Consider the following 22,593-nt stretch of genomic DNA (forward strand, 5'->3'; position numbering starts at 1 on the left):
TACATGGGGGGGCAGGAGCGAGTCCGAGGGGGAGGGTTACAGCAGTTCGAAGTTCTGTTGCTTGACGTCCCGGGAGTCCAGGCCGATCTCGACCTTGAACTCGCCCGGTTCCGCGGCGTACTTGAGCTGGGCGTTGTAGAACTTCAGGTCGTCTTCGCTGATGCTGAAGTGGATCACCTTCTGTTCGCCGGCCTTGAGCTGCACTTTCTGGAAGTTTTTCAGTTCCTTGATCGGGCGGATCATGGAGCCGGCGACGTCCTGGATATACAGCTGCACCACGGTTTCGCCGTCGCGCTTGCCGGTATTTTTCAGGGTCACGCTGGCGTCGAGCTTGCCGCTCTTGTTCAGGGTGGTCGACGACAGGGCCATGTCCGACAGGCTGAAGGTGGTGTAGCTCAGGCCATAACCGAACGGAAACAGAGGACCGGTGATGTCGTCGAAATACTGCGAGGTGTAGTTGCCTGGTTTGCCCGGGGTGAACGGCCGGCCAATGGTCAGGTGGTTGTAGTAGGTCGGGATCTGCCCCACCGAACGCGGGAAGGTGATCGGCAGCTTGCCGGACGGGTTGTAGTCGCCGAACAGCACGTCGGCGATGGCGTTGCCGCCTTCGGTGCCGCTGAACCAGGTTTCCAGGATCGCGTCGGCCTGTTCGTTCTCATCGAGCAGCGCCAGCGGCCGGCCGTTCATCAACACCAGCACCAGCGGCTTGCCGGTGGCCTTGAGGGCCTTGATCAGCTCGCGCTGGCTGGCCGGGATGTGCAGGTCGGTACGGCTGGAGGATTCGTGGGACATGCCCCGCGATTCGCCCACCGCCGCCACCACCACGTCAGCCTGCTGCGCGGCCTTTACCGCTTCGTCGATCAACTGCTGGGCCGGGCGCGGGTCGTCCACCACTTCCGGGGCATCGAAGTTGAGGAAGTTCAGGTAGTCGACCACCGCCTTGTCGGCGGTGATGTTCGAGCCACGGGCGTAGATCAGCTGCGCCTGATCGCCCAGGGCGCGGCTCATGCCGTCGAACAGGGTGACCGATTGCGCCGGCACGCCGGCGGCGGCCCAACTGCCCATCATGTCGATCGGCGCCTTGGCCAGCGGGCCGACCAGGGCGATCTTGCCGGCCTTTTTCAGCGGCAGGGTTTCATTGGCGTTCTTCAGCAGCACCAGGCTGCGGCGCGCCACATCGCGGGCATCGCTGCGGTGCAGGCGGCTTTCGGCGTTGGTGTCGGCCGGGTCCTGCTCGGCCTTGCCGATACGCAGGTACGGGTTGGCGAACAGGCCCATGTCGTACTTGGCGGCCAGCACTTCGCGCACGGCGTTGTCCAGGTCACGCTGGCTGACGTCGCCGGACTTGATCAGCCCCGGCAGCTCCTTGGCGTACAGCGAGTCGTTCATGCTCATGTCGATGCCGGCCTTGATCGCCAGCTTGGCGGCTTCGCGGCCGTCCTTGGCGACGCCATGGCGCATCAGCTCGACGATGGCGCCGTGGTCGCTCACCGCCAGGCCCTTGAAGCCCCACTCCTTGCGCAGCAGGTCGTTCATCAGCCAGGTGTTGGAGGTGGCCGGCACGCCGTTGATCGAGTTCAACGCCACCATCACCCCGCCGGCACCGGCGTCGATCGCGGCGCGGTAGGGCGGCAGGTAGTCCTGGTACATCTTTACCGGGCTCATGTCGACGACGTTGTAGTCGCGACCGCCTTCCACCGCGCCGTACAGGGCGAAGTGCTTGACGCTGGCCATGATGCTGTCGGCGTTCTTCGGGCTGTCGCCCTGGTAGGCCTTGACCATGACCTTGGCGATGTGCGAGACCAGGTAGGTGTCTTCGCCGAAGCCTTCGGAGGTGCGGCCCCAGCGTGGGTCGCGGGAGATGTCGACCATTGGCGCGAAGGTGATATCCAGGCTGTCGGCGCTGGCTTCCCGGGCGGCGATGCGCCCGGAGCGGCCGATGGCGTCCATGTCCCAGCTCGACGCCAGGGCCAGGGGGATCGGGAAGATCGTGCGGTGGCCGTGGATCACGTCATAGGCGAAGAACATCGGGATCTTCAGCCGGCTGCGCATGGCCGCGTCCTGCATCGGCCGGTTTTCCGGGCGGGAGATGGAGTTGAAGGTGCCGCCGATGCGCCCGGCGGCGATTTCCTTGCGGATCAGCTCGCGGGGCATTTCCGGACCGATGCTGATCAGGCGCAACTGGCCGATCTTTTCATCCAGGGTCATCTGCTTGAGCAGGTTGTCGATGAAAGCGTCCTTGTTCTGCAGGACCGCGTCCGAAAAGGGTTTTTCCTGGGCCGATACCGGCGTGGTGGCGGCGAGGGCAGGGTGACTGGCCAGGCTGATCAGCAAACCCAGCAAACACAGCTTCTTCATGAATATTGTTCTCTAGGGCCTAAAACAGACGCGATCAGTACGCGTCGAGCGGCCGAAAATTGGGAGAGCGGCTAATAAAGGAACGACTATTGTTGTTCGGATAAATGCAGCACACTTCTGAACTCTTTTTCGCGCTGGGCATCTTTTAGCCGATTGGCCCGATGCAATCCAGTGGTGGCGGCAGATTATGCCCGATGCACTCGATTCAAAGGGTTACAGGTTCCATCCCCTAGGTTGCAAGGAGCGTCACCACCATGAACGTACGACAGAGCCTTCGCTCAAGCTGGCCCGTGATGGCATTGCTGCTGCTCGGCAGCCTGCTCAGCGGCTGCGGGATCAACAACATCCCGACCCTCGACGAACAGGCCAAGGCGGCCTGGGGTCAGGTCCAGAACCAGTACCAGCGTCGCGCCGACCTGATCCCCAACCTGGTGGAAACGGTCAAGGGCTACGCCAAGCACGAACAGGAGACCCTGACCGCGGTGATCGAGGCGCGGGCCAAGGCGACGTCGATCCAGGTCGATGCCAGCACCCTGGACAACCCGGAAAAACTCAAGCAGTTCCAGCAGGCCCAGGACCAGCTGACCGGTGCCTTGAGCCGTTTGATGGTGGTGTCCGAGCGGTATCCGGACCTCAAGGCCAACCAGAACTTCCTGGCCCTGCAGTCGCAGCTCGAAGGCACCGAGAACCGCATCGCCGTGGCGCGTCGCGATTTCATCCTCGCGGTGCAGAAGTACAACACCGAGATCCGTACCTTCCCCGGCCGCCTGTGGCACAGCGTGATGTACAGCAACCTGCCGGTGCGCGAGACCTTCGAGGCCACCAGCCCCGACGCCGACAAAGCCCCAGAAGTGAAGTTCTGATCAGCAGCGGCTACCCGCGGATCGCGCGAGCGGCCGCGGGATCCGCCCCGGCGTTACCACGGATGAGGTTCCAATGCGCGTGTTGAGAGTGGGTGTGGTGCTGTTGCTCTGGGTGTTTGCGATAGCGGCCCAGGCCGAGCTGAAGTTCCCGGCGCTGAGCGGGCGGGTGGTGGACAACGCCCAGATGATCGAGCCGGCGGTGCGCCAGCAACTGACCCAGGAGCTGGCCTCCCACGAACAGTCCACCGGCGAGCAGGTGGTGGTCGTGACCCTGCCGGACCTGCAAGGCACCAGCATCGAGGACTTCGGCTATCAGCTGGGGCGCTACTGGGGCATTGGCCAGAAGGACAAGAACAATGGCGCCTTGTTGATCGTCGCCCGCGATGATCGCAAGCTGCGCATCGAAGTCGGTTACGGCCTGGAAGATCGCCTGACCGATGCGCAAAGTTCGGTGATCATCAACCAGGTCATCACCCCGGCCTTCAAGGCCGGCCATTTCAGCAAGGGCATCAGCGATGGCGTATCGGCCATGCTGCTGGTGCTGGGCGGCAATCCCCTGGACGAACCGAGCGCTGCCTATGACGGTGGCGGCGAGCGCGGCAGTGAGTTTTTCGAGCGGCATCCCGGCGCCCTGGTGTTCCTGGTGCTGCTGTTTATCGTGACGATCTTCGTCTGCCAGTTGCTTGGCATCCTGCCCAGCGGTGGCGGCGGGCGTGGCGGTTCCGGAGGTTTTGGCGGGGGCGGTTTTGGCGGCGGAGGCGGTGGGGGCTTCAGCGGTGGCGGTGGTAGTTTTGGCGGCGGCGGATCGTCAGGCGGCTGGTGACTAACAATAATCGATGAGTATGGGAAGACATGGCACTACTGAGTGAGTACGAACAACGGCAGGTCGCCGAGGCGATCGCCCGGGTCGAACAGCAGACCGATGCCGAGCTGGTCACCGTGCTGGCCGCCCGCGCCGACGACTACGCCTATATCCCGTTGCTCTGGGCCAGCCTGCTGGCGCTGATCGTGCCGGGCGTGGTGCATTACGCCACCGGCTGGATGAGCATGCACCTGTTGCTGCTGGTGCAATGGGTGACCTTTATCGTGCTCTGCCTGGTGTTTCGCATCCCGCGGATCACCACTCGCCTGATTCCGCGCTCGGTACGCCACTGGCGCGCCTCGAACCTGGCCCGCCGCCAGTTTCTCGAACAGAACCTGCATCACACCGTCGGCAGCACCGGAATGCTGATCTTCGTCTGCGAAGCCGAGCGCTATGTGGAAATCCTGGTGGACGAGGGCATTTCCAGGCGCCTCGACGACAAGACCTGGGACGCCATCGTCCAGGCCTTCACCCAGCAGGTGAAGCAGGGGCAGACCCTGCAAGGCTTCATCAACTGCATCGAGGCCTGCGGCGAACTGCTCAAGGTGCATGTGCCGGTGACCCATGTGCGCAACGAACTGCCCAACCGCCTGGTGGTCCTGGCCTGATTTCCCCCGTCCCTGTAGCCGCTGCCGTAGGCTGCGCAAGGTCCGCAGGACCTCCAGCGATCTTGAGAGCGCCACGGCCTTTCGGCCGATCGCAGCCTTCGGCAGCGGCTACAGGAGGCCCCATCGCCTGGAATTCTGCTCCGTCGGGTAAATAACTCCGTGCCCCGGCGGGCCATCCCCCCTAAAATACCCGCCATTCCCCGATTCACACCCCGCATCGCCCGAGGCACCTTTTACATGTCTGCAACCGCAACCCCCGCCAGCCTCGCGCCGGATCATCACGCCCAGTTTCTCGAATTGCTGGAAACCAGCCTGGCGCAGAACGCCTTTATCAAACTGGTGCTGGCCAAGCATGTGGGGGCCGAGGCGGATTTGCAGCGGCTGATCATCAAGCAACTGACGGTCAAGGAGCAGCCGTGCCTGTCCTTCGTCTACCGCTACAAGACCCGCGACATCACCAAGAACTTCCCCCTCGATGAAGGCGTGGCGCTGATCGCCGGGCTGCTGCCGGCGTCGTTCAAGAACGCGCACCTGCTGTCGCTCACCGATGAGGTGCAGCTCGAATACAGCAAGAAGGGCAAAAGCTCGCTGTTCAAGGGCAAGGCCCAGCAGCAGCGCGAAGTGCCGTCCGCCGAGCACAACCGCGAGAAGAACCGCTACCTGGAGCTGAGCCGGCCCTTCCTCACCGACCTGGGGGTGACCAACAAGCAGCACGAACTGATCCCGGCGATGTCGCGCAAGTGGAAGCAGATCAACAAGTTCATCGAGGTTTTCAGCCATGCGCTGAGCTCGTCGCCGATCGATCTGCAACAGCCGGTGCGGGTGGCGGACTTCGGCTCCGGCAAGGGCTACCTGACCTTCGCCATCCACGACTACCTGTGCAACACCTTGCAGGCGCAAGGGCAGGTGACTGGCGTGGAGCTGCGCGAAGACATGGTGACCCTGTGCAACGCCGCGGCGGCGCGCCTCGACCATCAGGGCCTGGAGTTCAAGTGCGGCGACGTGCGCAGCGTGGCGCCGAGCGAGCTGGACGTGATGATCGCCCTGCATGCCTGCGATATCGCCACCGACTACGCGATCCACACCGGCATTCGTTCCGGCGCGGCGATCATCATGTGCTCGCCGTGCTGCCACAAGCAGATCCGCCCGCAGATGCAGAGCCCGGCGCTGCTCAAGCCGATGCTGCAATACGGCCTGCACCTGGGCCAGCAGGCGGAGATGGTCACCGACAGCCTGCGCGCGCTGTTCCTCGAAGCCTGCGGCTACGAGACCAAGGTCTTCGAGTTCATCTCCCTGGAACACACCAACAAAAACAAGATGATCCTCGCGGTCAAACGCGCCGAGCCCCAGGACCCGACCCAGCTGCTGGCGAAGATCGGCGAGCTCAAGGCGTTCTACCACATCAGCGAGCACTGCCTGGAAACCCTGCTGCGGGCCGACGGCTACCTGGGCTGAGGGTTGCCTGCAGCCGTAGGAGCGAGGCTTGCCCGCGAAAAACGATGACGCAATGCCCGGCAGCATTACTGGCGTAGTACCGGGTTATTACCCGGCCCCGCGGATAGGGACTACCTTGAATACTCCTGTTTTCCCTTGAAGAGGAGTCATCTCCATGGCCGCGAAAAAAATCCTCATGCTGGTCGGCGATTACGTCGAGGACTACGAAGTGATGGTGCCGTTCCAGGCGCTGCTGATGGTCGGCCACACCGTGCATGCGGTGTGCCCGGACAAAAAGGCCGGGCAGACCGTGCGCACCGCGATCCACGACTTCGAAGGCGACCAGACCTATAGCGAAAAACCGGGCCATCAGTTCGCCCTGAATTTTGACTTCGCCAAGGTCGAGGCCGCCGATTACGACGCGCTGCTGATCCCCGGCGGTCGTGCCCCGGAATACCTGCGGTTGAACGAAAAAGTCCTGCAACTGGTGCAAGCCTTCGACCAGGCCGGCAAGCCGATCGCCGCCGTCTGCCACGGCGCCCAACTGCTGGCCGCGGCGGGCATTCTCGAAGGCCGCGAGTGCAGTGCGTACCCGGCCTGTGCCCCGGAAGTGCGCCTGGCCGGAGGTACCTACATCGATATTCCCGTGACGGACAGCCACGTCCAAGGCAATCTGGCGACGGCCCCGGCCTGGCCGGCGCATCCTAGCTGGCTGGCCGGTTTCCTCGGTTTGCTGGGCACCCAAATCACCCTGTAAGAGGATGATCCGCCGGCGCTGCTTTTCTGTCAGGAAGCAGCGCCATCGTCCTACCCCTACAACCGAGGAGCGCCCAGCATGTGCGAGCTCTACGTCAAAGCCGACCCGATCCTCTACGAGTCCCGTTCGCGCTCGCTGCGCATCTGCGGGGTGGTCACCACCCTGCGCCTGGAAAACCAGTTCTGGGACATCCTCAGCGAAATCGCCGAGGTCGATGGCATGACCACCAACCAGCTGATCGCCAAGCTCTACGAAGAGGTGATGGACTACCGCGGCGAAGTGGTGAATTTCGCCTCGTTCCTGCGGGTCAGTTGCACCCGCTACCTGAGCCAGCGCCGCAGCGCCACGCCGGGACTCAGCGTGGTGCGCAGCGCCACCCAATAACCCCGCACCCTGTAGCCGCTGCCGCAGGCTGCGATCGACCCGAAGGGGCGCAGCGATCTTGCGGCCGTCTGAGGTCCTGCGGACCTATCGCAGCCTGCGGCAGCGGCTACAGGATTCGTTTCATATCAAGAGGTCGGGCGGGTGCCGTCGAGCAGGGCGTCCACCACTGCGCGGGCCATTTCTACTGAGTGCACCATGGACCAGATCAGCCCGCGTTCGATGCCGCTGGCGCGTTCGGTGATTTCATCGGACACCTCCTCGGCGCATTTGAGCAGCAGGGACACGTGCATCAGCGCGTCTTCGGCATTGACGCCGGGCTGCACGGCGAACAGGGGATGGCCCTGGCCATCGCGCAGGCCAAAGGGGCGGCGGCGCGTGCCTTGCAAGGTGGCGATCAGGCTGGCGTTGGCGCGATCCAGTTCCGGGTCGCGCAGTTTACGAGGGGATTGCAGGGGTGGATCGGGGACGAGCTTTTTCATGAGGTGATTTCTCCAGTCGTTCAAGGAACCGCCGGATCTCACTTCCACATGAGAAGGTGGCAGCCGTACGCAGGTGTGGAAGACCGGGACTGAAGAGCCGGCGCACCCGAGGGTGCCCCACGTACAGCCGCCATAAAACGACTTCACCAGCACCGAAAGTTACTGATGTTCGTATTGAGACGAATTGCACGCTCTTCAGAACCAGACTTCCACATCCGGGCCGCTGATTTTGCAGCGACCCAGGCAGACTGCCTGATCGATCTGAGGGGGACAAGGCGCTCAAAGGCGTTGGGGATTTTCTAGGAAATACCTTACAAAACAAAGCGAAACTTCTTCTCCGTCCAGCACCTCTCCCTGACCAATACCTGTAGCCGCTGCCGAGCCTGCGAGGCTGCGATAGGTCCGCAGGACCTCAGACGGTCGCAAGATCGCCGCGCCCCTTCGGGTCGATCGCAGCCTCGCAGGCTCGGCAGCGGCTACAGGGGTTACAGCGATTGCAGGGATTACAGCGGTTATAGGGGCAGCGCACCCGGTTCAGAAGAACCGGGTCACGCTGATCTTGGCGTTACGCCCAAGGCTGGAGGCGTTTTCGCCGCTCAGGGGCGGGCGGTAATCGCGGTTGAACATGTTGTCCAGGGTGAAGTTGACTTCCGTGCCCTTGAGGTACGGTTGCTGCGGTTTCCAGTTGGCGAACAGGCCCTGCACGTTGTAGCGGCCGTTCTCGTACTGGTCCCAGTAGGAGTCGCCCTGAACTGGTCAAGTAATCCTGGACACCATTTAAGGTTTACGCAGCCAGTCTTTCTGCTGCGACGGGTGATCGATATTCGTTGTAACTGTGAGGCCGAGTGGTGTTGTAGCGTGTGATGTAGCGCTGCACGTCCATTCGGGCCTCATGTTCCGAGCCGTAGCCGCCCTTAGGCACCCACTCCGACTTCAGGCTTCCAAAAAAACGCTCCATCGGGGCGTTGTCCCAACATTCGCCTTTACGGCTCATGCTCTGGCGATAGCCTTGTTCATTCAATTCATGCCTGAATTTGTGACTGGTGTACTGGCAGCCCTGGTCAGAGTGAAACAGCACGCCCTTTGGGTGTCCTCTCAGTTCAGTCGCCATCCGCAGTGCCTCACAGGTCAGCGTCGCATCAGAAATCGACGAGAACGACCAGCCCACGATACGGCGGGCAAACAGATCCAAAACAGCCGCCAAATACAACCAGCGCTTGCCAGCCTTGATGTAAGTAACGTCCCCACACCACACCTCGTTGGGTGCCTTCACATCAAACTGACGCTTGAGTTCATGCGGTGCCGTCAAAGCCTCCACACCCGATGACCGGTATTTGTGACGCCTGCGCTGCCGGCAGGTTATCCCGGCCTCTCGCATCAGGCTTTGAGCCTTGAATCGACCTATCTGGTGCCCAGCGGCCTGCAGCATTTTGGCCAGGGTACGAGAGCCTGCTGAGGCCCTCGACGCCTTGTGATGCTTGACCAGCTCCGCCTTGAGCCTTTCTCGCTCAGGGCATTGCTGGCCTTGGCGCTGACGCCAGCTGTAGAAGCTGCTGCGGCTGATCTCAAGCACACGACAGCACTCATTTACGCCGTACTGCTCGCCCAACTCATCGATCAGCGCGAGTGATCTTTGGCGTCCAAAAGCAGGAGAGCACTGGCCTTTTTTAGGATTTCGATATCCCGGTCTTTCTGCTTGAGCAGGGCCTGGAGCCGCTGAATTTCCCGCTGATCAGCAGTGATGGCTTTGGCCCCTATCGGAGTTAAACCTTCTCTTTCCTTGCGCAGTTGATCGACCCAGCGCCGCAAGGCCGTAGGACCAATATTTATGCTGGCGCAGACCTCGGGAACCGACTGTCCTTCGTCCAGCACCATGCTGGCTGCTTTGAGCTTGAACTCATTTGAATAAGAGTTGCGCATGTCCAAACACCTCAGATTTGGGCGCCATCATAGCGCCCGATTGAGGTGTCCAGAATTATTAGGCCAGTTCACCCAAGGCGCTGGCCGGGCCGCTCGGGTAGACGTCGCTCGGCACGCGGTCGGTCTGGCGTACCCACTGGCCCTGCCAACCCACCTGCGCATCCCACTGCGGGATTTTCACCCCCAGGGTGGCGACCCACTTGCGCGGCGGAATGTCCCGCGCCCAGACATTCGGCCCCCAGGGATTGGTGTAGGCGCCTTCATGCTTGCCGGTGATCCAGGAGTAGGACAGCGAGCCGAACAGGTAGGTCGAATCGTAGAAGCTCTCGACCTCGAAACCCTTGATGGTCAGGTCGCCGATATTGCGGTAGACCCCGATCGTCGGCTGGTTGCACACCTGGCCGATGTTCTTGCCGCTGCTCAGTTGCTCGGGGCAGCCGATCCCCAGGTTCTTCATGATTTCGTCCTTGATCTCATTGCGGAACACGGTGGTGCGGATCTGCACGCTATCGGCATCGCTGAACACATTGGCGAAGCTGGTGATGTTACCGGCGCGCAACGCGGTGATGCGCTCCGGGTCGAGGTCGCGGCTGGTGGCCGAGCGGGTGGTGCCCGGCGCCTGGACTTCGTATTGCTCGTCGATCACTGGCGCGCGCCAGGTCTTGCTGTAGTCGGCGAACAGGGCGAATTGCGGGGTGACCGTCCAGAACGCCGACAGCCGTGGCGACCAGCCGGTGTAGGTCTTGTCGCCATAATCGTGGCCGACCACCGGGTTGGGGCTGTTATAGATCGGCGCGTCGTTTTTCTGCCCACGGTTGCGTACATGGTCGTAGCGCAGGGACGGGGTCAGGGTGAAGTCGCCCAGGGTGATCGCGTCCTGGATATAGAAGGCGTTGTTGTCGACCTTGCCATGGGGCATGAAGCCCGGCTGGTAATGCCCGTTGTTGTACTTGGGCACCTCGTAGGTCTTGCCCGGCATCCACATGTCCACCTCGCGGGTGTGCTTGCGGATCTGGATGCCATGGGTCAGGGCATGTTCCAGCGGGCCGGTGTTGAAGCGGCTGGTGTTTTTCAGCGAGAGGATCCTGTCCTCGTAACCCACGGTGATCTTGCGTCCACCGGAGGCGGGCTGGGTGTAGGCGTTCGGGCCGCGCTCGTCGGTCTGGTCGGTCTTGGAATCGGAGTACTTGGCCTCGAAGTCGATCCACGGGTTGTCCAGCGGCGTGTACTGGTACTTGGCCTGCCAGGTGGTATCGACGGTATTGCGCTGGGCCAGGAAGCGCCGGGTGGCGCCGTCGTAGCCGTACTTGTCGATATCGCTCTGGGTCGGTGGCGTCGGGTAGCTCTTGGCCGAGAAGGGCGCCCAGATATCGCTGTTGGAACGCATGTAGCTCAAGCCCAGACGATGTTCGTCGGTCAGTTGCATGTTCAGTTTGAACAGCTCGCCGTCCAGGTCCTGGGCGGTGTTGGGCAGGCGCTTGGGGTTGATCGGGTAGGCGTTGCGCGGGTCCGGCTGGGCGCTGGCCAGCTTCATGTCGTCGCCGTCGCGTTTGGTCCAGTAGGCCAGGGCATCGAAACGCCGGTCCTCGGTGCGTCCGTACACCGCGCCGGTGTAGGCCTGCTCATGGCTGTTGCTGCTGTAGCCGTACTTGAGCATGGCGCCGCTGTCGCGGCCTTCCTGCAGCAGGTCGGGGGCGTCCTTGGTCTCCATGTGCACGGTGCCGCCGAAACCACCGTTGCCGGTCTCGGGCGAGTGCGGGCCCTTTTCCACTTCGATGCGCTTGATCAGTTCCGGCTCGATGAAGATCGAACCCTGCTGGTAGCGTTCGAAGCCGCTCTTGGTCGCGCCGTCGACGCTCATCGGCACGTCTTCGGCGTCGCCCAGGCCCCAGATGTTGATGGTCTGGCCGCCGGGCTTGAGCGAGCCGCCGAGGCTGACGCCGGGCAGGGTGGCGATCAGGCTGGGAATATTGGTGGCCTGGTGGCGATCGATCTCGGCCTGGTTCAAGGTCGAGCGGCCGACCGTGGCGGAGTCCACTTCCAGGCCGCTGCCGATGACGCTCATGGCCCCCAGCTGCAGCGCCGAACTGCGGGTGCTGCTGTTTTCCGCGGGGCGCACCACGTAGGTCTTGTCGACCTTGACCAGGCTGAACTCGCTGCCACCCAGTAATTGCTGGATCGCCGCCTCGGGGCTGAAATCGCCCTTCAGCGCCGGGGCCTTCACGTTGCGCAGCAACTCTTCGTCGAACAGCAACTGGATCTTCGCCTGCTGCGCCACCTGGCTCAGCGAGGCCGCCAGCGGTTGGGCGGGCAGGGCAAAGTTGAACGATTCGACTTGAACCTGGGCCTGGGCCTGCAGGCTGAACGCCAGGCAGGTGGCGAGCAGGGTCGGACGCGAACAGATGAGCTGCAAGTGATAAGGCGCGCGAAACATGAAATCCCCCGGAGCGGCGACAAAGGCCAGAAAAGGTGTGCGTAAACAACGCAGACCGGAGGAAGACGCGTCAGCAAAATAAAACCTCATATGCGAATGCAAAATATTCGCATATGGGTTTCAGCGTCGGGCTTCGATACGCACGCGGCCGTCGGCCAGGGCCACGGTTTTCACCGGGATCAGCGCCGGCAGGGCCTTGATCAGGGCGTCCGGGTCCTGCACATCGAGGTTGCCCGAGACCTTGAAGTTGCCCAGCGCGCCATCGGCCAGCAACACCGGCTGGCGGCGATAGAGGTTCAGCTCGTCCACCAGGCTGGCCAGGTCGCGATTGCGAAAGGCCAGGTGGCCGCCGCGCCAGTCGGCGACCTCATCGAGGTTCACCGCCTGTTCCCGCAGGGTGCCGCTGGCGTAGTCATAGATGCCGCGCTGGCGGGCGCCGAGCAGCAGCGAATCGGGCTTCTGCGCGTCGGGAACGAACGCCACCTGGCCGTGGGCGACGCTGACCACCAGTTGTTTCTCGCCGCGGCGCACATCGAAGCCGGTGCCGACCACCCGCACCTGGGCGTTGCCTGCATGCACCCACAGCGGCCGTTCCTTGTCGGCGGCCACTTCCAGGTACAGCTGGCCCTGGTCCAGGTAGAGGTTGCGCTGCTGCGCGCTGAAGTCGATGCGCAGGCGGGTGTTGGCGTTGACGTACAGGGTGCTGCCATCGGGCAGGTTGAAACTGCGCATGCCCGTGCTCTGCGCGGCGATCTGTTGCGAATGGATCGCCGGCGGGGCGCCCAGCTCGATGGCCAGCAGCGCGCAGACCAACGCGGCGGCCACCGCCAGGGCCGGGCGCCAGCGCGGCTTTTTGCGCACCGGCAGCGGCGTTGGTTGGTTCAGTGGTTCGAGTTCGGCCAGCTCGGCCCACAAGCGCTCGAACTCGGCATAGGCCCGGGCATGGGCCGGCTCGCGGGACCAGGCCGCAAAGGCTTCACGCGTGGCCTGGCTGCGATCGTCGCGATTGCGGGTGAACCAGACGGCCGCCTGGGCGTCGATGCTGTCGATCTCGTCGGTGTCGCTGTGGCGGGTCATTGGGCTTGCTCCTTGCCGTGTTCCTGCTCCAGGCGCTGCTTGCAGTGCAGCAGGGCAAAGGCGATGTGTTTTTCCACCATGCTCAGGGAGATGCCCATGCGTTCGGCGATCTGTGCCTGGCTCAGGCCTTCGAAGCGGTGCAGCATAAGGGCTTCGCGGCGGCGCGGCGAGAGTTCGGCGAGCACGCTCTTCAAGCGCTCCAGGCGTTGCAGGCGCTGGGCCGCGGGCAGAGGCTCGTGGTGTTCATCGGCCAGTGGCTCGGGTTCTGCTGCATGCGGTTCGTGGTGCACCTTGTGCCTGACCTTCTGCCGGCGCCAGTGATCGCGCAGCAGGTTGCGCGCCATCTGGAACAGAAAGGCGCGGGGTTGTTCGACCTTGGCCCGGTCGCGGTAATCGAGCCATTGGGTGAAGACGTCCTGGGTCATGTCCGCCGCATCGCAGGCGTTGTCCGTGCGTTTACGCAGGTAATGCAGGATGTCCGCATAGAACCCGCGGACGGGGTCCGCCGAGGTGGGGTCGGGCTTGAAGCGAGACATGAAAATCCTTCGCAAGTACTGCCGGGCAGAAAGGTCGCGAATGATATCGAGAATTATTACTATTTGTCTGCATGAGTTTCGCGCCATGAACCGGATGCGATTTTTCCTGTCTGATGCTGCGTGCCTCAGCAACACACCCCAAACGCTGGTAAACCGGCAAAGACAAGCTTTAATCCGAAGTGCATTCGCATCTTTGGACACTCAGGAGCAGGACCATGGCTGGATGGTATGAATTGAGCAAAAGCAGTGACGGGCAGTTCCGCTTCGTTCTCAAGGCTGGCAATGCTGAAACCATTTTGACGAGTGAGTTGTATTCCTCCCGCAGCGCCGCCGAAAACGGCATCGCTTCGGTGCAGACCAACAGTCCCAACGAGGCCCGCTACGCCAAGGAAGTCTCCAAGGACGGCAAACCTTATTTCAACCTCAAGGCCGCGAACCACCAGATCATCGGCAATAGCCAGCGCTATTCGTCCGAGGCGGCGCGCGACGCGGGCATTGCCAGCGTGCAGACCAACGGTCCGAGCACGACCATCAAAGACAAGACCGCCTGACGTTTTGCACTGAAACAAAAAAGCCCGACAGGACAACCTGCCGGGCTTTTTGTTGGGCGCTGCTTTTGTAGGCGTCAGACAACGCGTGGTGTCTGATGCGCCGCTATCGCGAGCAAGCTTCGCTCCTACAGAAGCGGACGGTAGGAGCCAGGCTTGCCGGCGATGAGGCCCGCAAGCTTGCCCCTACAGCCAGGGCCCGATCAGCGCACTGCGTTCAACATGGCCTGCAACTGATTGCGCCCGGCTTCATTCAGCGGGAACACCGGCAGGCGCGGGTCGCCGACCTGCAGACCGGTCATGTTCAACCCGGCCTTGATGGTGGTCGGCAGGCCGCCCTTGAGGATGAAGTCGAGCACCGGCAACTGGCGGTAGAACAGTTCGCGCGCGCGCTCCAGGTCGTTGTCCAGCACCGCCTGGTACAGGTCCAGGTTGAGCTGCGGGATCAGGTTCGCCGCGGCGGTGCACCAGCCCTTGGCGCCAGCGGCGAAGGCTTCCAGGGCCAGCGGGTTGCAACCGTTGTAGAACGGCACCTGGCCTTCGCCCAGCAGTTGCAGCTTATGCATGCGCTGAATGTCGCCGGTGCTCTCCTTGACCATGGTCACGTTTTCCACGGCATTGAAGATCCGCAGGATCAGCTCCACCGACATGTCGGTGCCGCTGGTGGCCGGGTTGTTGTAGAGCATGATCGGCACGCCGACGCTGTCGCCGATGGCGCGGTAGTGGGCGAGGATCTCGGCTTCGCTGAGCTTCCAGTAGGACGTCGGCAGGACCATCACCGCATCGGCGCCCTTGGCCTCGGCAAACCGCGCGCGGCGCACGGCCTTGGCGGTGGTCAGGTCGGAAACGCTGACGATGGTCGGCACGCGCCTGGCGATGTGGCGGATGCTGAACTCGGCGACCTGGTCCCACTCGGCGTCGCTCAGGTAAGCGCCTTCGCCGGTGCTGCCCAGGGGCGCGATGGCCTGCACGCCGCTGTCGATCAGGCGATCGATGGAACGGCCGAGGGTGTCCAGGTCCAGTTGCTCACCGTTGGCGGTGAACGGGGTGATGGTGTAGCCGATGATGCCGTGAATGTTGGCGTTCGACATGGCGACGCTCCTTTAGCAAATGAGGTGGGTTCAGTTCAGGCAATCGGCGTGTTGCTTGAGGTTCTGCCGAGCGTAGTAGTTGAAGGCGGCGGCGTGACGCTTGGGCTTGGAGATCCAGTCATGGGCCTCGCGGCCGAGCTCCGGCAGGATCGGCTTGATGGTGCCGGCGGCCATGGCCAGCAATTGCATCTTGGCGGCGCGCTCGATCAGTTGGGCGATCACGCAGGCTTCCTCGATGCTGGCGCCGGTGGACAGCTGGCCGTGGTGCGAGAGCAGGATGGCGCGCTTCTCGCCCAGGGCCGCGGAGATGATCTCGCCTTCTTCGTTACCCACCGGCACCCCCGGCCAGGCCTCGAGAAAGGCGCAGTCGTCGTACAGTGGGCACAGGTCCATGTGGGAGATTTCCAGCGGCACTTCGATCATCGACAACGCGGCGACGTGGGTCGGGTGGGTGTGGATGATGCAGTTCACATCGGGGCGGGCGCGGTACACCCAGCTGTGGAAACGGTTGGCCGGGTTGGGCATGCCGTGGCCTTCGAGCACCTCCAAGTCTTCGTTGACCAGCAGCAGGTTGCCCGCGGTGATTTCATCAAAACCCAGGCCCAGTTGCTGGGTGTAGTAAGTGCCCGGTTGCGGGCCACGGGCGGTGATCTGCCCGGCAAGACCGGAGTCATGCCCGTTCTCGAACAGGATGCGGCAGGTCAGGGCCAGCTTTTGCCGGTCGGTCCACGTATTATCCGCCAGGGTGTTTTGCATCTGGGTCAGGGCTTGCCTGACCAGTTGCTCTTTGGGTAGTGCTAATGTCTTGGCCATATCGGTGTCCTTTGGTCGTTGCAATGGACGTCGGATTTGCCAGCCCCCGCTGCTCGCAAGGTCGTTGGGTGAAAGCAAATGACACTAAAGAGGCTATATGACACTTTGTGTCATTGGCAAGGACAAATCGTCGCCTCCTTGATGGGTTAACCGTTCTACATGTCTATCCGTTTGAAATTATTGAGAAAAAAACTTGGCGTGACGCTAGAGGCCCTGGCCGAGAAATCCGGCATGACCAAGAGCTACCTGTCGAAAGTCGAGCGCGGCCTGAACACGCCCTCGATCGCCGCGGCGTTGAAACTGGCCAAGGCGTTGAACGTGAACGTCGAGGAGTTGTTCGCCGAAGACAAGGTCAGCCTCGACAGCTACAGCCTGGTGCGCAGCGACGAACGCCAGTCGCTGGCGGCCAACGACCAGGCGCCGGGTTATGCGGTGCTGGCGCATCAGGTCAGCGAGCGCAGCCTGTTGCCGTTCATCATCTACCCGCCCAGGGAGTTCACCGACAAGAGCTTCAAGGAACACCTGGGGGAGGAGTTTCTGTTTGTCCACGAAGGGCAGGTGGAAGTGGATTTCATGAACGAGCGGGTGATCCTCAACCGGGGCGACGCGCTGCACTTCAACGCGCAGAAACCCCACCGCCTGCGCTCGGTGGGCGAGGTGCAGGCGCAGTTGCTGGTGGTGGTGCACAGCGGCGAGGAATAAGGGACACGATGTAGCCGCTGCCGAAGGCTGCGATAAGGCCGAAGGCCTTCAGCGATCTCAACACCGTGCGCCCCCTTCGGGGTCGATCGCAGCCTCGCGGGCTCGGCAGCGGCTACAGAGGTGGCGCTCCGCAGACGCCTGCCCGCGATCTTTCAGCGCTCGACCGGCACCGACAGCGCAGGATCGCCCAGCGCATGGCTCTTCGAATCGAAGAAGCGCAGCGTCACTTCCATCCCCGCGAACAGCTTGGCGTAGCGCCGCTTCTGGTTCTGGATGAAGGCCTTGCTGCGCGGCTGGATCGAGATCGCCAGGGTCCGCACTTTGGACTGGCGGATGGCGCTCACCAGGTGGCTGTCCTGGGAGCCGAGGTCGTGGCCGAAGATGCACAGCGCGTCGCTGTGATTCAGCAACTGCTGGTAGCAGAACGACAGGTAGTCGCTGCCGCGAATGGTCTTGAGCTTGTCCGCCACTGGGCCCTCGCTGACGAACAGCGGCACATCGTCGAGGGTCTTCAGGGTGTTGTTGATGGCGAAGTTGCCCAGCAGCGTGCCTTCGGTGGAACCCAGCTTGCGCGCGGTGCCGTCCTGGTTGCGCACCAGATGCAGGCCGCCGTGCAGGTACAGCACGCGGGTCCGTTCGCTGGCGGTCTGGCTGATGTCGAAGCTCGGGTCGGCGCCCTGGAACAGGTCGTCGATGCCCTGGGCATCGTGCTGGATCGCCCAGTAGTTGAGCAGGTCGTAGTTGCTGGTGAACACCGTGCGGTAGCGGCGCAGTTCCTGGTTGATCTGCGACAGCGTCGCCGGCTGTACCAGGCGCCACGGAATGTGCACCGCGTGCACGGTATTGATCAGCGCTTCCTTGATTGCGTAGTAGCGATTGCGCGGCGCCGCGGAGCTGACGGCCAGGGCCTTGTTGACCCGGCTGGTGGTCTTCAGCGCGCCCAGCACCTGTTCGAAACTGCGGGTCTGCTGGGCTTCGAACACGCTCAGCTCGGAGGGGCTCAGGGGCTTTTCTTCGACGGTGCGGGCGTTCTCGAACAGCGAATCGTAGGCGAAGTCTTCCCACACCGCGCGGCTGGCGCCGTTGCCGATCAGCAGGCCGGTGATCGGCGTGCTGGCGCGCAAGGCGTTCCAGTCTTCAAGGTCGGCATCAAATTCCTGGAAATCCATCATCGCGGTTCGTCGTCTCAAGGCAGAAGGTGTACAGGGCGCCGACTTTATCACGACCGACCCTTGAGCCAGATCAACAACGCGCGTGACCGATGGGTCGATCCTGTGCGCATTTGCCGGATCGGCACGGCTGATCCAATCCCAGCCTGGAGGACGCGCCATGAGCAGCACTTTTTTCATTCCCGCCGTGAACATCATGGGTATCGACTGTCTCGACGAGGCCATGGTCGCGATTCGCAACTACGGTTTTCGCAAGGCGCTGATCGTCACCGACGCCGGCCTGGCCAAGGCCGGGGTGGCCGGGATGATTGCCGAGAAACTGGCGATGCAGGACATCGATTCGGTGATCTTCGACGGCGCCAAGCCCAACCCGAGCATCGGCAACGTCGAGAAGGGCCTGGCGCAATTGCAGCAGAGCAGCTGCGACTTCGTGGTCTCCCTCGGCGGCGGTTCGCCCCATGACTGCGCCAAGGGCATCGCCCTGTGCGCCACCAATGGCGGGCATATCCGCGACTACGAGGGCGTCGACCGCTCGGCCAAGCCGCAACTGCCGCTGATCGCGATCAACACCACCGCCGGCACCGCCAGTGAAATGACCCGTTTCTGCATCATCACCGACGAGCAGCGCCACGTGAAAATGGCCATCGTCGACCGTAACGTCACGCCGCTGCTGTCGGTCAACGACCCGGCGCTGATGGTCGCCATGCCCAAGGGCCTGACCGCCGCCACTGGCATGGACGCGCTGACCCACGCAATCGAAGCCTATGTGTCCACCGCGGCCAACCCGATTACCGATGCCTGCGCGCTGAAAGCCATGACCATGATCAGCCAGAACCTGCGCCAGGCGGTGCACGACGGCAGCGACCTGGTCGCCCGGGAAAACATGGCCTACGCCCAGTTCCTCGCCGGCATGGCCTTCAACAATGCGTCGCTGGGTTTCGTGCATGCCATGGCGCACCAGCTGGGCGGTTTCTACGATTTGCCCCACGGTGTGTGCAACGCCGTGCTGCTGCCCCATGTGCAGAGTTTCAATGCCATGGTCTGCGCCGGACGCCTGACCGACGTGGCCCACGCCATGGGCGCGGACATTCGTGGCTTCAGCCCGGAGGAGGGCGCGCAGGCAGCCATCAGCGCCATTCGCGGCCTGGCCCGGGATGTCGAGATCCCCAGCGGCTTGCGTGACCTGGGCGCCAAGCTGACGGACATTCCGGTCCTGGCCGCCAACGCCCTGAAAGACGCCTGCGGCCTGACCAACCCACGCACCGCCGACCAGCGTCAGATCGAGGAAATCTTCCGTAGCGCGTTCTGATACCTACAGATGTTCTATCGCGCGCTCGGGCCCTTGCTGTCCTGGGCGCGCCGCCGCTGGCCCCAATGCACGAGCTATTGGCGGTCGCCTTGCCAACCGGCAGGCGGCAAGCGCCGGGTATGGAAATCCGCAGTATCTGCAGGCGTCCCTGACGTACGCGGTAGGGGATCAGGTAAGGACGATTGGGGACCAGGCGAAGTCGCCTGCCTCTGCTTCAGTCAGGGCTTTCTGGATCTCGTCGATTTGCCAGGCTTCGCGGGCCAGATATTCTCTCAGAGCATCCACAGCGAGGAATGACTTGCTGCGGCCTGTCGCCTTGGCCAAGTGAGCCAGGGAACTGGCAACATCATCGGGCAGGCGCAAGGACATGACGGACAGGGTGATCTCGATGTAGTGGTTTGTGATGCAGCACACTACATCGCCACCCGAGGCTTGCCGCCAGAGCCATTCGTCCAGTGCGAGCGCTGCTTTGATTCAAGACGATTCAGGACCTTCCTCTTACAAGGACTTTGCATGCTGACCGGCCTCAACCATCTGACCCTCGCCGTGACCGACCTGAACCGCAGCCTGGGGTTCTACCACGACCTGCTGGGCCTGCACCTGGACGCCAGTTGGGACAGCGGCGCCTATCTGTCGCTGCCGGGCCTGTGGTTGTGCCTGTCGCTGGACCCGTCGCGCCGCTTGGCCGAAGTGCCGGACTACACCCACTATGCCTTCAGCATCGAGGCCGGGCATTTCCTGGCGTTCGTCCAGCGCCTGCGGGCTGCTGGCGTACGGGAGTGGCGCGACAACCGCAGCGAAGGCGCCTCGTTCTATTTCCTCGACCCCGACGGCCACCAGCTGGAAGCCCATGTCGGCGATCTGGCCTCGCGTTTGCGCGCCTGCCGGCAGCAGCCCTATGCCGGGATGACGATCTTTACCGACGAATGACCGCTCGCCGCCGCTTCAAGACGGCTGGCTGTCGTTATGGCGACCATTGTGGGGTGGTGCGGGGGCGCGCAAGCCGGCAGAATCCTGCGATCAAAACCGCGCCACCTTCGGCGCTTCGGAGTGTGGCATGACTTCTTCGCTGTTACTGGCCGTTCTCGCCTCGGGATTTATCTACGGCATTACTCCCGGGCCGGGCGTGCTGGCGGTCTTCGGTATCGGCGCGGCGCGCGGGCGGCGCGCCGGGGCCGGCTTTCTCTGCGGGCATCTGCTGGGCGACGTGATCTGGTGCAGCACCGCGCTGATCGCCATCGTCGGCGCGAAGGAGATCGGCAGCAGCGCCTTCGATGTGCTCGGCGTGCTCAGCGGCCTTTATCTGTTCTGGCTCGGCCTGCGGGCGATCCGCAGCCAGCGCAGCAACGGGCAGGAACCCCAGGGCCCGGCGCGCCAGCCGTTCTGGCACGGCATCCTGTTCGGCCTGACCAACCCCAAGGCGTACCCGGTGGCCGTGGCGACTTTCACCGCGCTGCTGTCCAGTCGTGCCGAGCTGCTCAACTGGTCGATGCTGCCCTGGCTGATCTTCCTCAGTTTCCTCGGCGGCATCGGCGCATACGCTATTCTGATTGGCATCGTCGGTGCGCGGCGGGTGCGGACCCTGTATCAGCGCCACGAACTGGCGATCACCCGGCTTTGCGGCGTGATGTTCATCGGGTTTGCCATCAACGCCTTGCTGCATGCCGTTCCGGGATTGCTGGCGAACAAGGCATAAAGGCTGTCCGCAAGGTTGCGACAGCCACGGACCAGCAGCGGCCCTGCGCCGCTGCCAGAACCAGGGATTGATACTCGGCGCTTTATCTTCACAGGCAGTGTCGTTCCCTGATGGCAACCAACAACTCCGCGCCCCTGGCCAGTTTCATCGACCTTCTGCTGGACGCCGTCTGTGCGGTGGATGTGGAGGGTCGTTTTGTCTTTGTCAGCGCCGCCTGCGAGCGGATTTTCGGTTATACGCCGGACGAACTGGTCGGCCGGCGCATGATCGAGCTGGTGCACCCCGCGGACCGCCTGCGCACGCTGCAGGCCGCCGAGCGGATCATGGCTGGCGAACCCATGCCCAACTTCGAGAACCGTTACCTGCGCAAGGACGGGCAGGTCGCGCATATCCTCTGGTCGGCGCGCTGGTCCGAGGTCGACCAGCTGCGCATCGCCGTGGCCCGCGACATCACCGAGCGCAAGCAGGCCGAGTCGCGGCAGGCGGCGCTGTATGCGATTTCCGAAGCGGCCCATGCCACCGAGGACCTGCTGGCGTTGTTCCGGCGCGTGCACCGGATCATCGGTGAATGGCTGCCGGCGCTGAATTTCTCCGTCGCGCTGTACGACGAGCAATGCCAGGCGCTGAGCTTTCCCTATCACGTCGACGACCGCGAGCGTTGTCCGGAGCAGCCGGGCACGCTGACCGGCAGCCTGTGCACCGAGGTGATCCGCAGTGGCCAGCCGTTGCTGCTGACTCCCGGCAATTATGGGCCGCTGTCCCCGCTGTCGGATGCCGCCGCCCCGTACTCACCCTGCTGGCTCGGTGTGCCACTCAATTCGCAGAAAGGCACCATCGGCGCGCTGATCGTCAAGAGCGCGCCGGGCGACGAGCGATACACCGAGCAGGACAAGGAGCTGCTGCAATACGTCTGCGCCCAGCTCGCCACCGCCATCGAGCGCAAGCAGCTGCATGCGCGCCTGCAGTACATGGCCCAGTACGACCAGCTGACCCAGTTGCCCAACCGCGAATTGCTCCGCGAGCGCCTGCGCAGTGCCCTGGCCCGTGCTCGTCGCGAGTCCGGGCGCATGGCCTTGCTCTACGTCGACCTGGACCGGTTCAAACAGGTCAACGACACACTTGGCCACGCCGTCGGCGACATGCTGTTGCAGGCGGTGGCCAACCGGCTCAAGGCCTGCGTGCGCGAGAGCGACACCGTGGCGCGGATCGGTGGCGATGAGTTCGTGGTGCTGCTCGACTGTATCCAGCATGCGGAAGATGCCGGCATCGTCGCCGGAAAGATTCGCCGGGCGCTCGACGAGCCGCTGCGCCTGGATGGCCATCAGTTGAGCATTCTGCCGAGCATCGGCATCGGCCTGTTCCCCGAACACGGCCATGACGAAAAGCAGCTGTTCAAGCACGCCGACGAGGCGATGTACGCGGCCAAACGCGCCCAGCGGAGCCCGTCCCGGGCCTGAAAGAAACGGCCGATCAGGGCGTTTTTTTGCCAACCGTTCGTCGTGGCCGATGCAACTTTTTCAAACCTTCGATGGCCTGAAAGCTCTCACTCTGTG

Annotated in this window: 22 protein-coding genes and 1 pseudogene; 12 read left to right on the forward strand and 11 right to left on the reverse strand. The window is 63.1% G+C overall.

Annotation, left to right across the window (positions count from 1 at the left end; translation table 11 throughout):
• Positions 1 to 36 precede the first annotated feature (36 nt).
• Positions 37 to 2,358 (reverse strand): beta-glucosidase BglX, encoded by a 2,322-nt coding sequence (bglX, locus tag PMI20_RS10060; RefSeq protein ID WP_007927438.1) that lies wholly within the window; start codon positions 2,356 to 2,358, stop codon positions 37 to 39.
• Between the two features lie 254 nt (positions 2,359 to 2,612).
• Here bglX and PMI20_RS10065 point away from each other — a divergent pair, with 254 nt between their 5' ends.
• The 6 genes from PMI20_RS10065 to PMI20_RS10090 all read left to right on the forward strand — a co-directional run bounded on the left by PMI20_RS10065 (position 2,613) and on the right by PMI20_RS10090 (position 7,266).
• Positions 2,613 to 3,221, forward strand: coding sequence for a LemA family protein (locus PMI20_RS10065; protein WP_007927437.1), 609 nt, complete (start codon positions 2,613 to 2,615; stop codon positions 3,219 to 3,221).
• 73 nt (positions 3,222 to 3,294) lie between these two features.
• Complete coding sequence (locus tag PMI20_RS10070) at positions 3,295 to 4,044, forward strand: TPM domain-containing protein (protein WP_007927436.1); 750 nt, start codon at positions 3,295 to 3,297, stop codon at positions 4,042 to 4,044.
• Positions 4,045 to 4,073: 29 nt separating this feature from the next.
• Positions 4,074 to 4,691 (forward strand): TPM domain-containing protein, encoded by a 618-nt coding sequence (locus PMI20_RS10075; protein ID WP_007927435.1) that lies wholly within the window; start codon positions 4,074 to 4,076, stop codon positions 4,689 to 4,691.
• A 237-nt stretch (positions 4,692 to 4,928) separates the two neighbouring features.
• Entirely contained in the window at positions 4,929 to 6,146 is a 1,218-nt protein-coding gene (locus PMI20_RS10080) for a class I SAM-dependent methyltransferase (RefSeq protein ID WP_007927434.1), read from the forward strand.
• 154 nt (positions 6,147 to 6,300) lie between these two features.
• A complete protein-coding gene (locus tag PMI20_RS10085) occupies positions 6,301 to 6,882 on the forward strand; it encodes a DJ-1/PfpI family protein (protein ID WP_007927432.1) in 582 nt (193 codons plus the stop codon).
• Positions 6,883 to 6,960: 78 nt separating this feature from the next.
• A complete protein-coding gene (locus PMI20_RS10090; RefSeq protein WP_007927425.1) occupies positions 6,961 to 7,266 on the forward strand; it encodes a ribbon-helix-helix domain-containing protein in 306 nt (101 codons plus the stop codon).
• 125 nt (positions 7,267 to 7,391) lie between these two features.
• Here the strand turns inward: PMI20_RS10090 and PMI20_RS10095 are convergent, their stop codons facing one another.
• The 6 genes and pseudogenes from PMI20_RS10095 to PMI20_RS10120 form a co-directional block, all read right to left on the reverse strand.
• Complete coding sequence (locus PMI20_RS10095) at positions 7,392 to 7,745, reverse strand: DUF6124 family protein (protein WP_007927423.1); 354 nt, start codon at positions 7,743 to 7,745, stop codon at positions 7,392 to 7,394.
• Between the two features lie 534 nt (positions 7,746 to 8,279).
• Positions 8,280 to 8,492, reverse strand: a pseudogene (locus PMI20_RS10100) (hypothetical protein); the annotation flags it as partial.
• A 37-nt stretch (positions 8,493 to 8,529) separates the two neighbouring features.
• A protein-coding gene (locus PMI20_RS10105; RefSeq protein WP_238543459.1) for an IS3 family transposase occupies positions 8,530 to 9,665 on the reverse strand; the annotation gives its coding sequence in 2 pieces (ribosomal slippage) (positions 8,530 to 9,416 and positions 9,416 to 9,665; 1,137 coding nt in all).
• A 58-nt stretch (positions 9,666 to 9,723) separates the two neighbouring features.
• Positions 9,724 to 12,099 (reverse strand): TonB-dependent receptor, encoded by a 2,376-nt coding sequence (locus tag PMI20_RS10110; RefSeq protein ID WP_007922254.1) that lies wholly within the window; start codon positions 12,097 to 12,099, stop codon positions 9,724 to 9,726.
• 120 nt (positions 12,100 to 12,219) lie between these two features.
• On the reverse strand, positions 12,220 to 13,176 hold the full coding sequence (locus PMI20_RS10115) for a FecR family protein (protein ID WP_007922253.1): 957 nt from the start codon (positions 13,174 to 13,176) through the stop codon (positions 12,220 to 12,222).
• Complete coding sequence (locus tag PMI20_RS10120) at positions 13,173 to 13,712, reverse strand: RNA polymerase sigma factor (RefSeq protein ID WP_007922251.1); 540 nt, start codon at positions 13,710 to 13,712, stop codon at positions 13,173 to 13,175. Before PMI20_RS10120 ends, PMI20_RS10115 begins: the two co-directional genes overlap by 4 nt.
• Before the next feature lie 215 nt (positions 13,713 to 13,927).
• Between PMI20_RS10120 and PMI20_RS10125 the strand changes: the two genes are divergently transcribed.
• Positions 13,928 to 14,263 carry a YegP family protein gene (locus PMI20_RS10125; RefSeq protein WP_007922249.1) on the forward strand — a complete coding sequence of 112 codons (336 nt, stop codon included), beginning with the start codon at positions 13,928 to 13,930 and terminating at the stop codon, positions 14,261 to 14,263.
• Between the two features lie 200 nt (positions 14,264 to 14,463).
• On the opposite strand, the gene PMI20_RS10130 is transcribed toward PMI20_RS10125, so the two are convergent.
• Together PMI20_RS10130 and PMI20_RS10135 are read right to left on the reverse strand one after the other, a co-directional pair.
• The gene (locus PMI20_RS10130; protein ID WP_007922247.1) at positions 14,464 to 15,351 is read right to left on the reverse strand and encodes a dihydrodipicolinate synthase family protein; all 888 of its coding nucleotides are present in this window, start codon (positions 15,349 to 15,351) and stop codon (positions 14,464 to 14,466) included.
• A 30-nt stretch (positions 15,352 to 15,381) separates the two neighbouring features.
• Positions 15,382 to 16,164 carry an aldolase gene (locus PMI20_RS10135; protein ID WP_007922239.1) on the reverse strand — a complete coding sequence of 261 codons (783 nt, stop codon included), beginning with the start codon at positions 16,162 to 16,164 and terminating at the stop codon, positions 15,382 to 15,384.
• 159 nt (positions 16,165 to 16,323) lie between these two features.
• Here PMI20_RS10135 and PMI20_RS10140 point away from each other — a divergent pair, with 159 nt between their 5' ends.
• A complete protein-coding gene (locus PMI20_RS10140) occupies positions 16,324 to 16,866 on the forward strand; it encodes a helix-turn-helix domain-containing protein (protein WP_007922237.1) in 543 nt (180 codons plus the stop codon).
• A gap of 152 nt (positions 16,867 to 17,018) precedes the next feature.
• Here PMI20_RS10140 and PMI20_RS10145 read toward each other — a convergent pair whose 3' ends face one another.
• Positions 17,019 to 18,038, reverse strand: coding sequence for a DUF4917 family protein (locus PMI20_RS10145; protein WP_007922235.1), 1,020 nt, complete (start codon positions 18,036 to 18,038; stop codon positions 17,019 to 17,021).
• Positions 18,039 to 18,195: 157 nt separating this feature from the next.
• Here PMI20_RS10145 and yiaY point away from each other — a divergent pair, with 157 nt between their 5' ends.
• On the forward strand, positions 18,196 to 19,344 hold the full coding sequence (yiaY, locus tag PMI20_RS10150) for an L-threonine dehydrogenase (protein ID WP_007922233.1): 1,149 nt from the start codon (positions 18,196 to 18,198) through the stop codon (positions 19,342 to 19,344).
• Between the two features lie 168 nt (positions 19,345 to 19,512).
• Here yiaY and PMI20_RS10155 read toward each other — a convergent pair whose 3' ends face one another.
• On the reverse strand, positions 19,513 to 19,722 hold the full coding sequence (locus PMI20_RS10155; protein WP_037033910.1) for a CopG family ribbon-helix-helix protein: 210 nt from the start codon (positions 19,720 to 19,722) through the stop codon (positions 19,513 to 19,515).
• Positions 19,723 to 19,857: 135 nt separating this feature from the next.
• Between PMI20_RS10155 and fos the strand changes: the two genes are divergently transcribed.
• From fos to PMI20_RS10170, 3 genes are all read left to right on the forward strand, one after another.
• On the forward strand, positions 19,858 to 20,274 hold the full coding sequence (gene fos / locus PMI20_RS10160; RefSeq protein ID WP_007922232.1) for a fosfomycin resistance glutathione transferase: 417 nt from the start codon (positions 19,858 to 19,860) through the stop codon (positions 20,272 to 20,274).
• A 127-nt stretch (positions 20,275 to 20,401) separates the two neighbouring features.
• On the forward strand, positions 20,402 to 21,040 hold the full coding sequence (locus PMI20_RS10165; protein ID WP_007922230.1) for a LysE family translocator: 639 nt from the start codon (positions 20,402 to 20,404) through the stop codon (positions 21,038 to 21,040).
• A 110-nt stretch (positions 21,041 to 21,150) separates the two neighbouring features.
• On the forward strand, positions 21,151 to 22,497 hold the full coding sequence (locus tag PMI20_RS10170; protein ID WP_007922228.1) for a sensor domain-containing diguanylate cyclase: 1,347 nt from the start codon (positions 21,151 to 21,153) through the stop codon (positions 22,495 to 22,497).
• Positions 22,498 to 22,593 lie beyond the last annotated feature (96 nt).

Source organism: Pseudomonas sp. GM17, assembly GCF_000282175.2.
In the GTDB taxonomy this organism is placed as follows: Bacteria; Pseudomonadota; Gammaproteobacteria; order Pseudomonadales; family Pseudomonadaceae; genus Aquipseudomonas; species Aquipseudomonas chlororaphis.

Coding starts and splice junctions, on each gene's coding strand:
- bglX (WP_007927438.1), bottom strand. CDS start 2,358: ATGAAGAAGCTGTGTTTGCTGGGTTTGCTGATCAGCCTGGCCAGTCAC.
- PMI20_RS10065 (WP_007927437.1), top strand. CDS start 2,613: ATGAACGTACGACAGAGCCTTCGCTCAAGCTGGCCCGTGATGGCATTG.
- PMI20_RS10070 (WP_007927436.1), top strand. CDS start 3,295: ATGCGCGTGTTGAGAGTGGGTGTGGTGCTGTTGCTCTGGGTGTTTGCG.
- PMI20_RS10075 (WP_007927435.1), top strand. CDS start 4,074: ATGGCACTACTGAGTGAGTACGAACAACGGCAGGTCGCCGAGGCGATC.
- PMI20_RS10080 (WP_007927434.1), top strand. CDS start 4,929: ATGTCTGCAACCGCAACCCCCGCCAGCCTCGCGCCGGATCATCACGCC.
- PMI20_RS10085 (WP_007927432.1), top strand. CDS start 6,301: ATGGCCGCGAAAAAAATCCTCATGCTGGTCGGCGATTACGTCGAGGAC.
- PMI20_RS10090 (WP_007927425.1), top strand. CDS start 6,961: ATGTGCGAGCTCTACGTCAAAGCCGACCCGATCCTCTACGAGTCCCGT.
- PMI20_RS10095 (WP_007927423.1), bottom strand. CDS start 7,745: ATGAAAAAGCTCGTCCCCGATCCACCCCTGCAATCCCCTCGTAAACTG.
- PMI20_RS10110 (WP_007922254.1), bottom strand. CDS start 12,099: ATGTTTCGCGCGCCTTATCACTTGCAGCTCATCTGTTCGCGTCCGACC.
- PMI20_RS10115 (WP_007922253.1), bottom strand. CDS start 13,176: ATGACCCGCCACAGCGACACCGACGAGATCGACAGCATCGACGCCCAG.
- PMI20_RS10120 (WP_007922251.1), bottom strand. CDS start 13,712: ATGTCTCGCTTCAAGCCCGACCCCACCTCGGCGGACCCCGTCCGCGGG.
- PMI20_RS10125 (WP_007922249.1), top strand. CDS start 13,928: ATGGCTGGATGGTATGAATTGAGCAAAAGCAGTGACGGGCAGTTCCGC.
- PMI20_RS10130 (WP_007922247.1), bottom strand. CDS start 15,351: ATGTCGAACGCCAACATTCACGGCATCATCGGCTACACCATCACCCCG.
- PMI20_RS10135 (WP_007922239.1), bottom strand. CDS start 16,164: ATGGCCAAGACATTAGCACTACCCAAAGAGCAACTGGTCAGGCAAGCC.
- PMI20_RS10140 (WP_007922237.1), top strand. CDS start 16,324: ATGTCTATCCGTTTGAAATTATTGAGAAAAAAACTTGGCGTGACGCTA.
- PMI20_RS10145 (WP_007922235.1), bottom strand. CDS start 18,038: ATGATGGATTTCCAGGAATTTGATGCCGACCTTGAAGACTGGAACGCC.
- yiaY (WP_007922233.1), top strand. CDS start 18,196: ATGAGCAGCACTTTTTTCATTCCCGCCGTGAACATCATGGGTATCGAC.
- fos (WP_007922232.1), top strand. CDS start 19,858: ATGCTGACCGGCCTCAACCATCTGACCCTCGCCGTGACCGACCTGAAC.
- PMI20_RS10165 (WP_007922230.1), top strand. CDS start 20,402: ATGACTTCTTCGCTGTTACTGGCCGTTCTCGCCTCGGGATTTATCTAC.
- PMI20_RS10170 (WP_007922228.1), top strand. CDS start 21,151: ATGGCAACCAACAACTCCGCGCCCCTGGCCAGTTTCATCGACCTTCTG.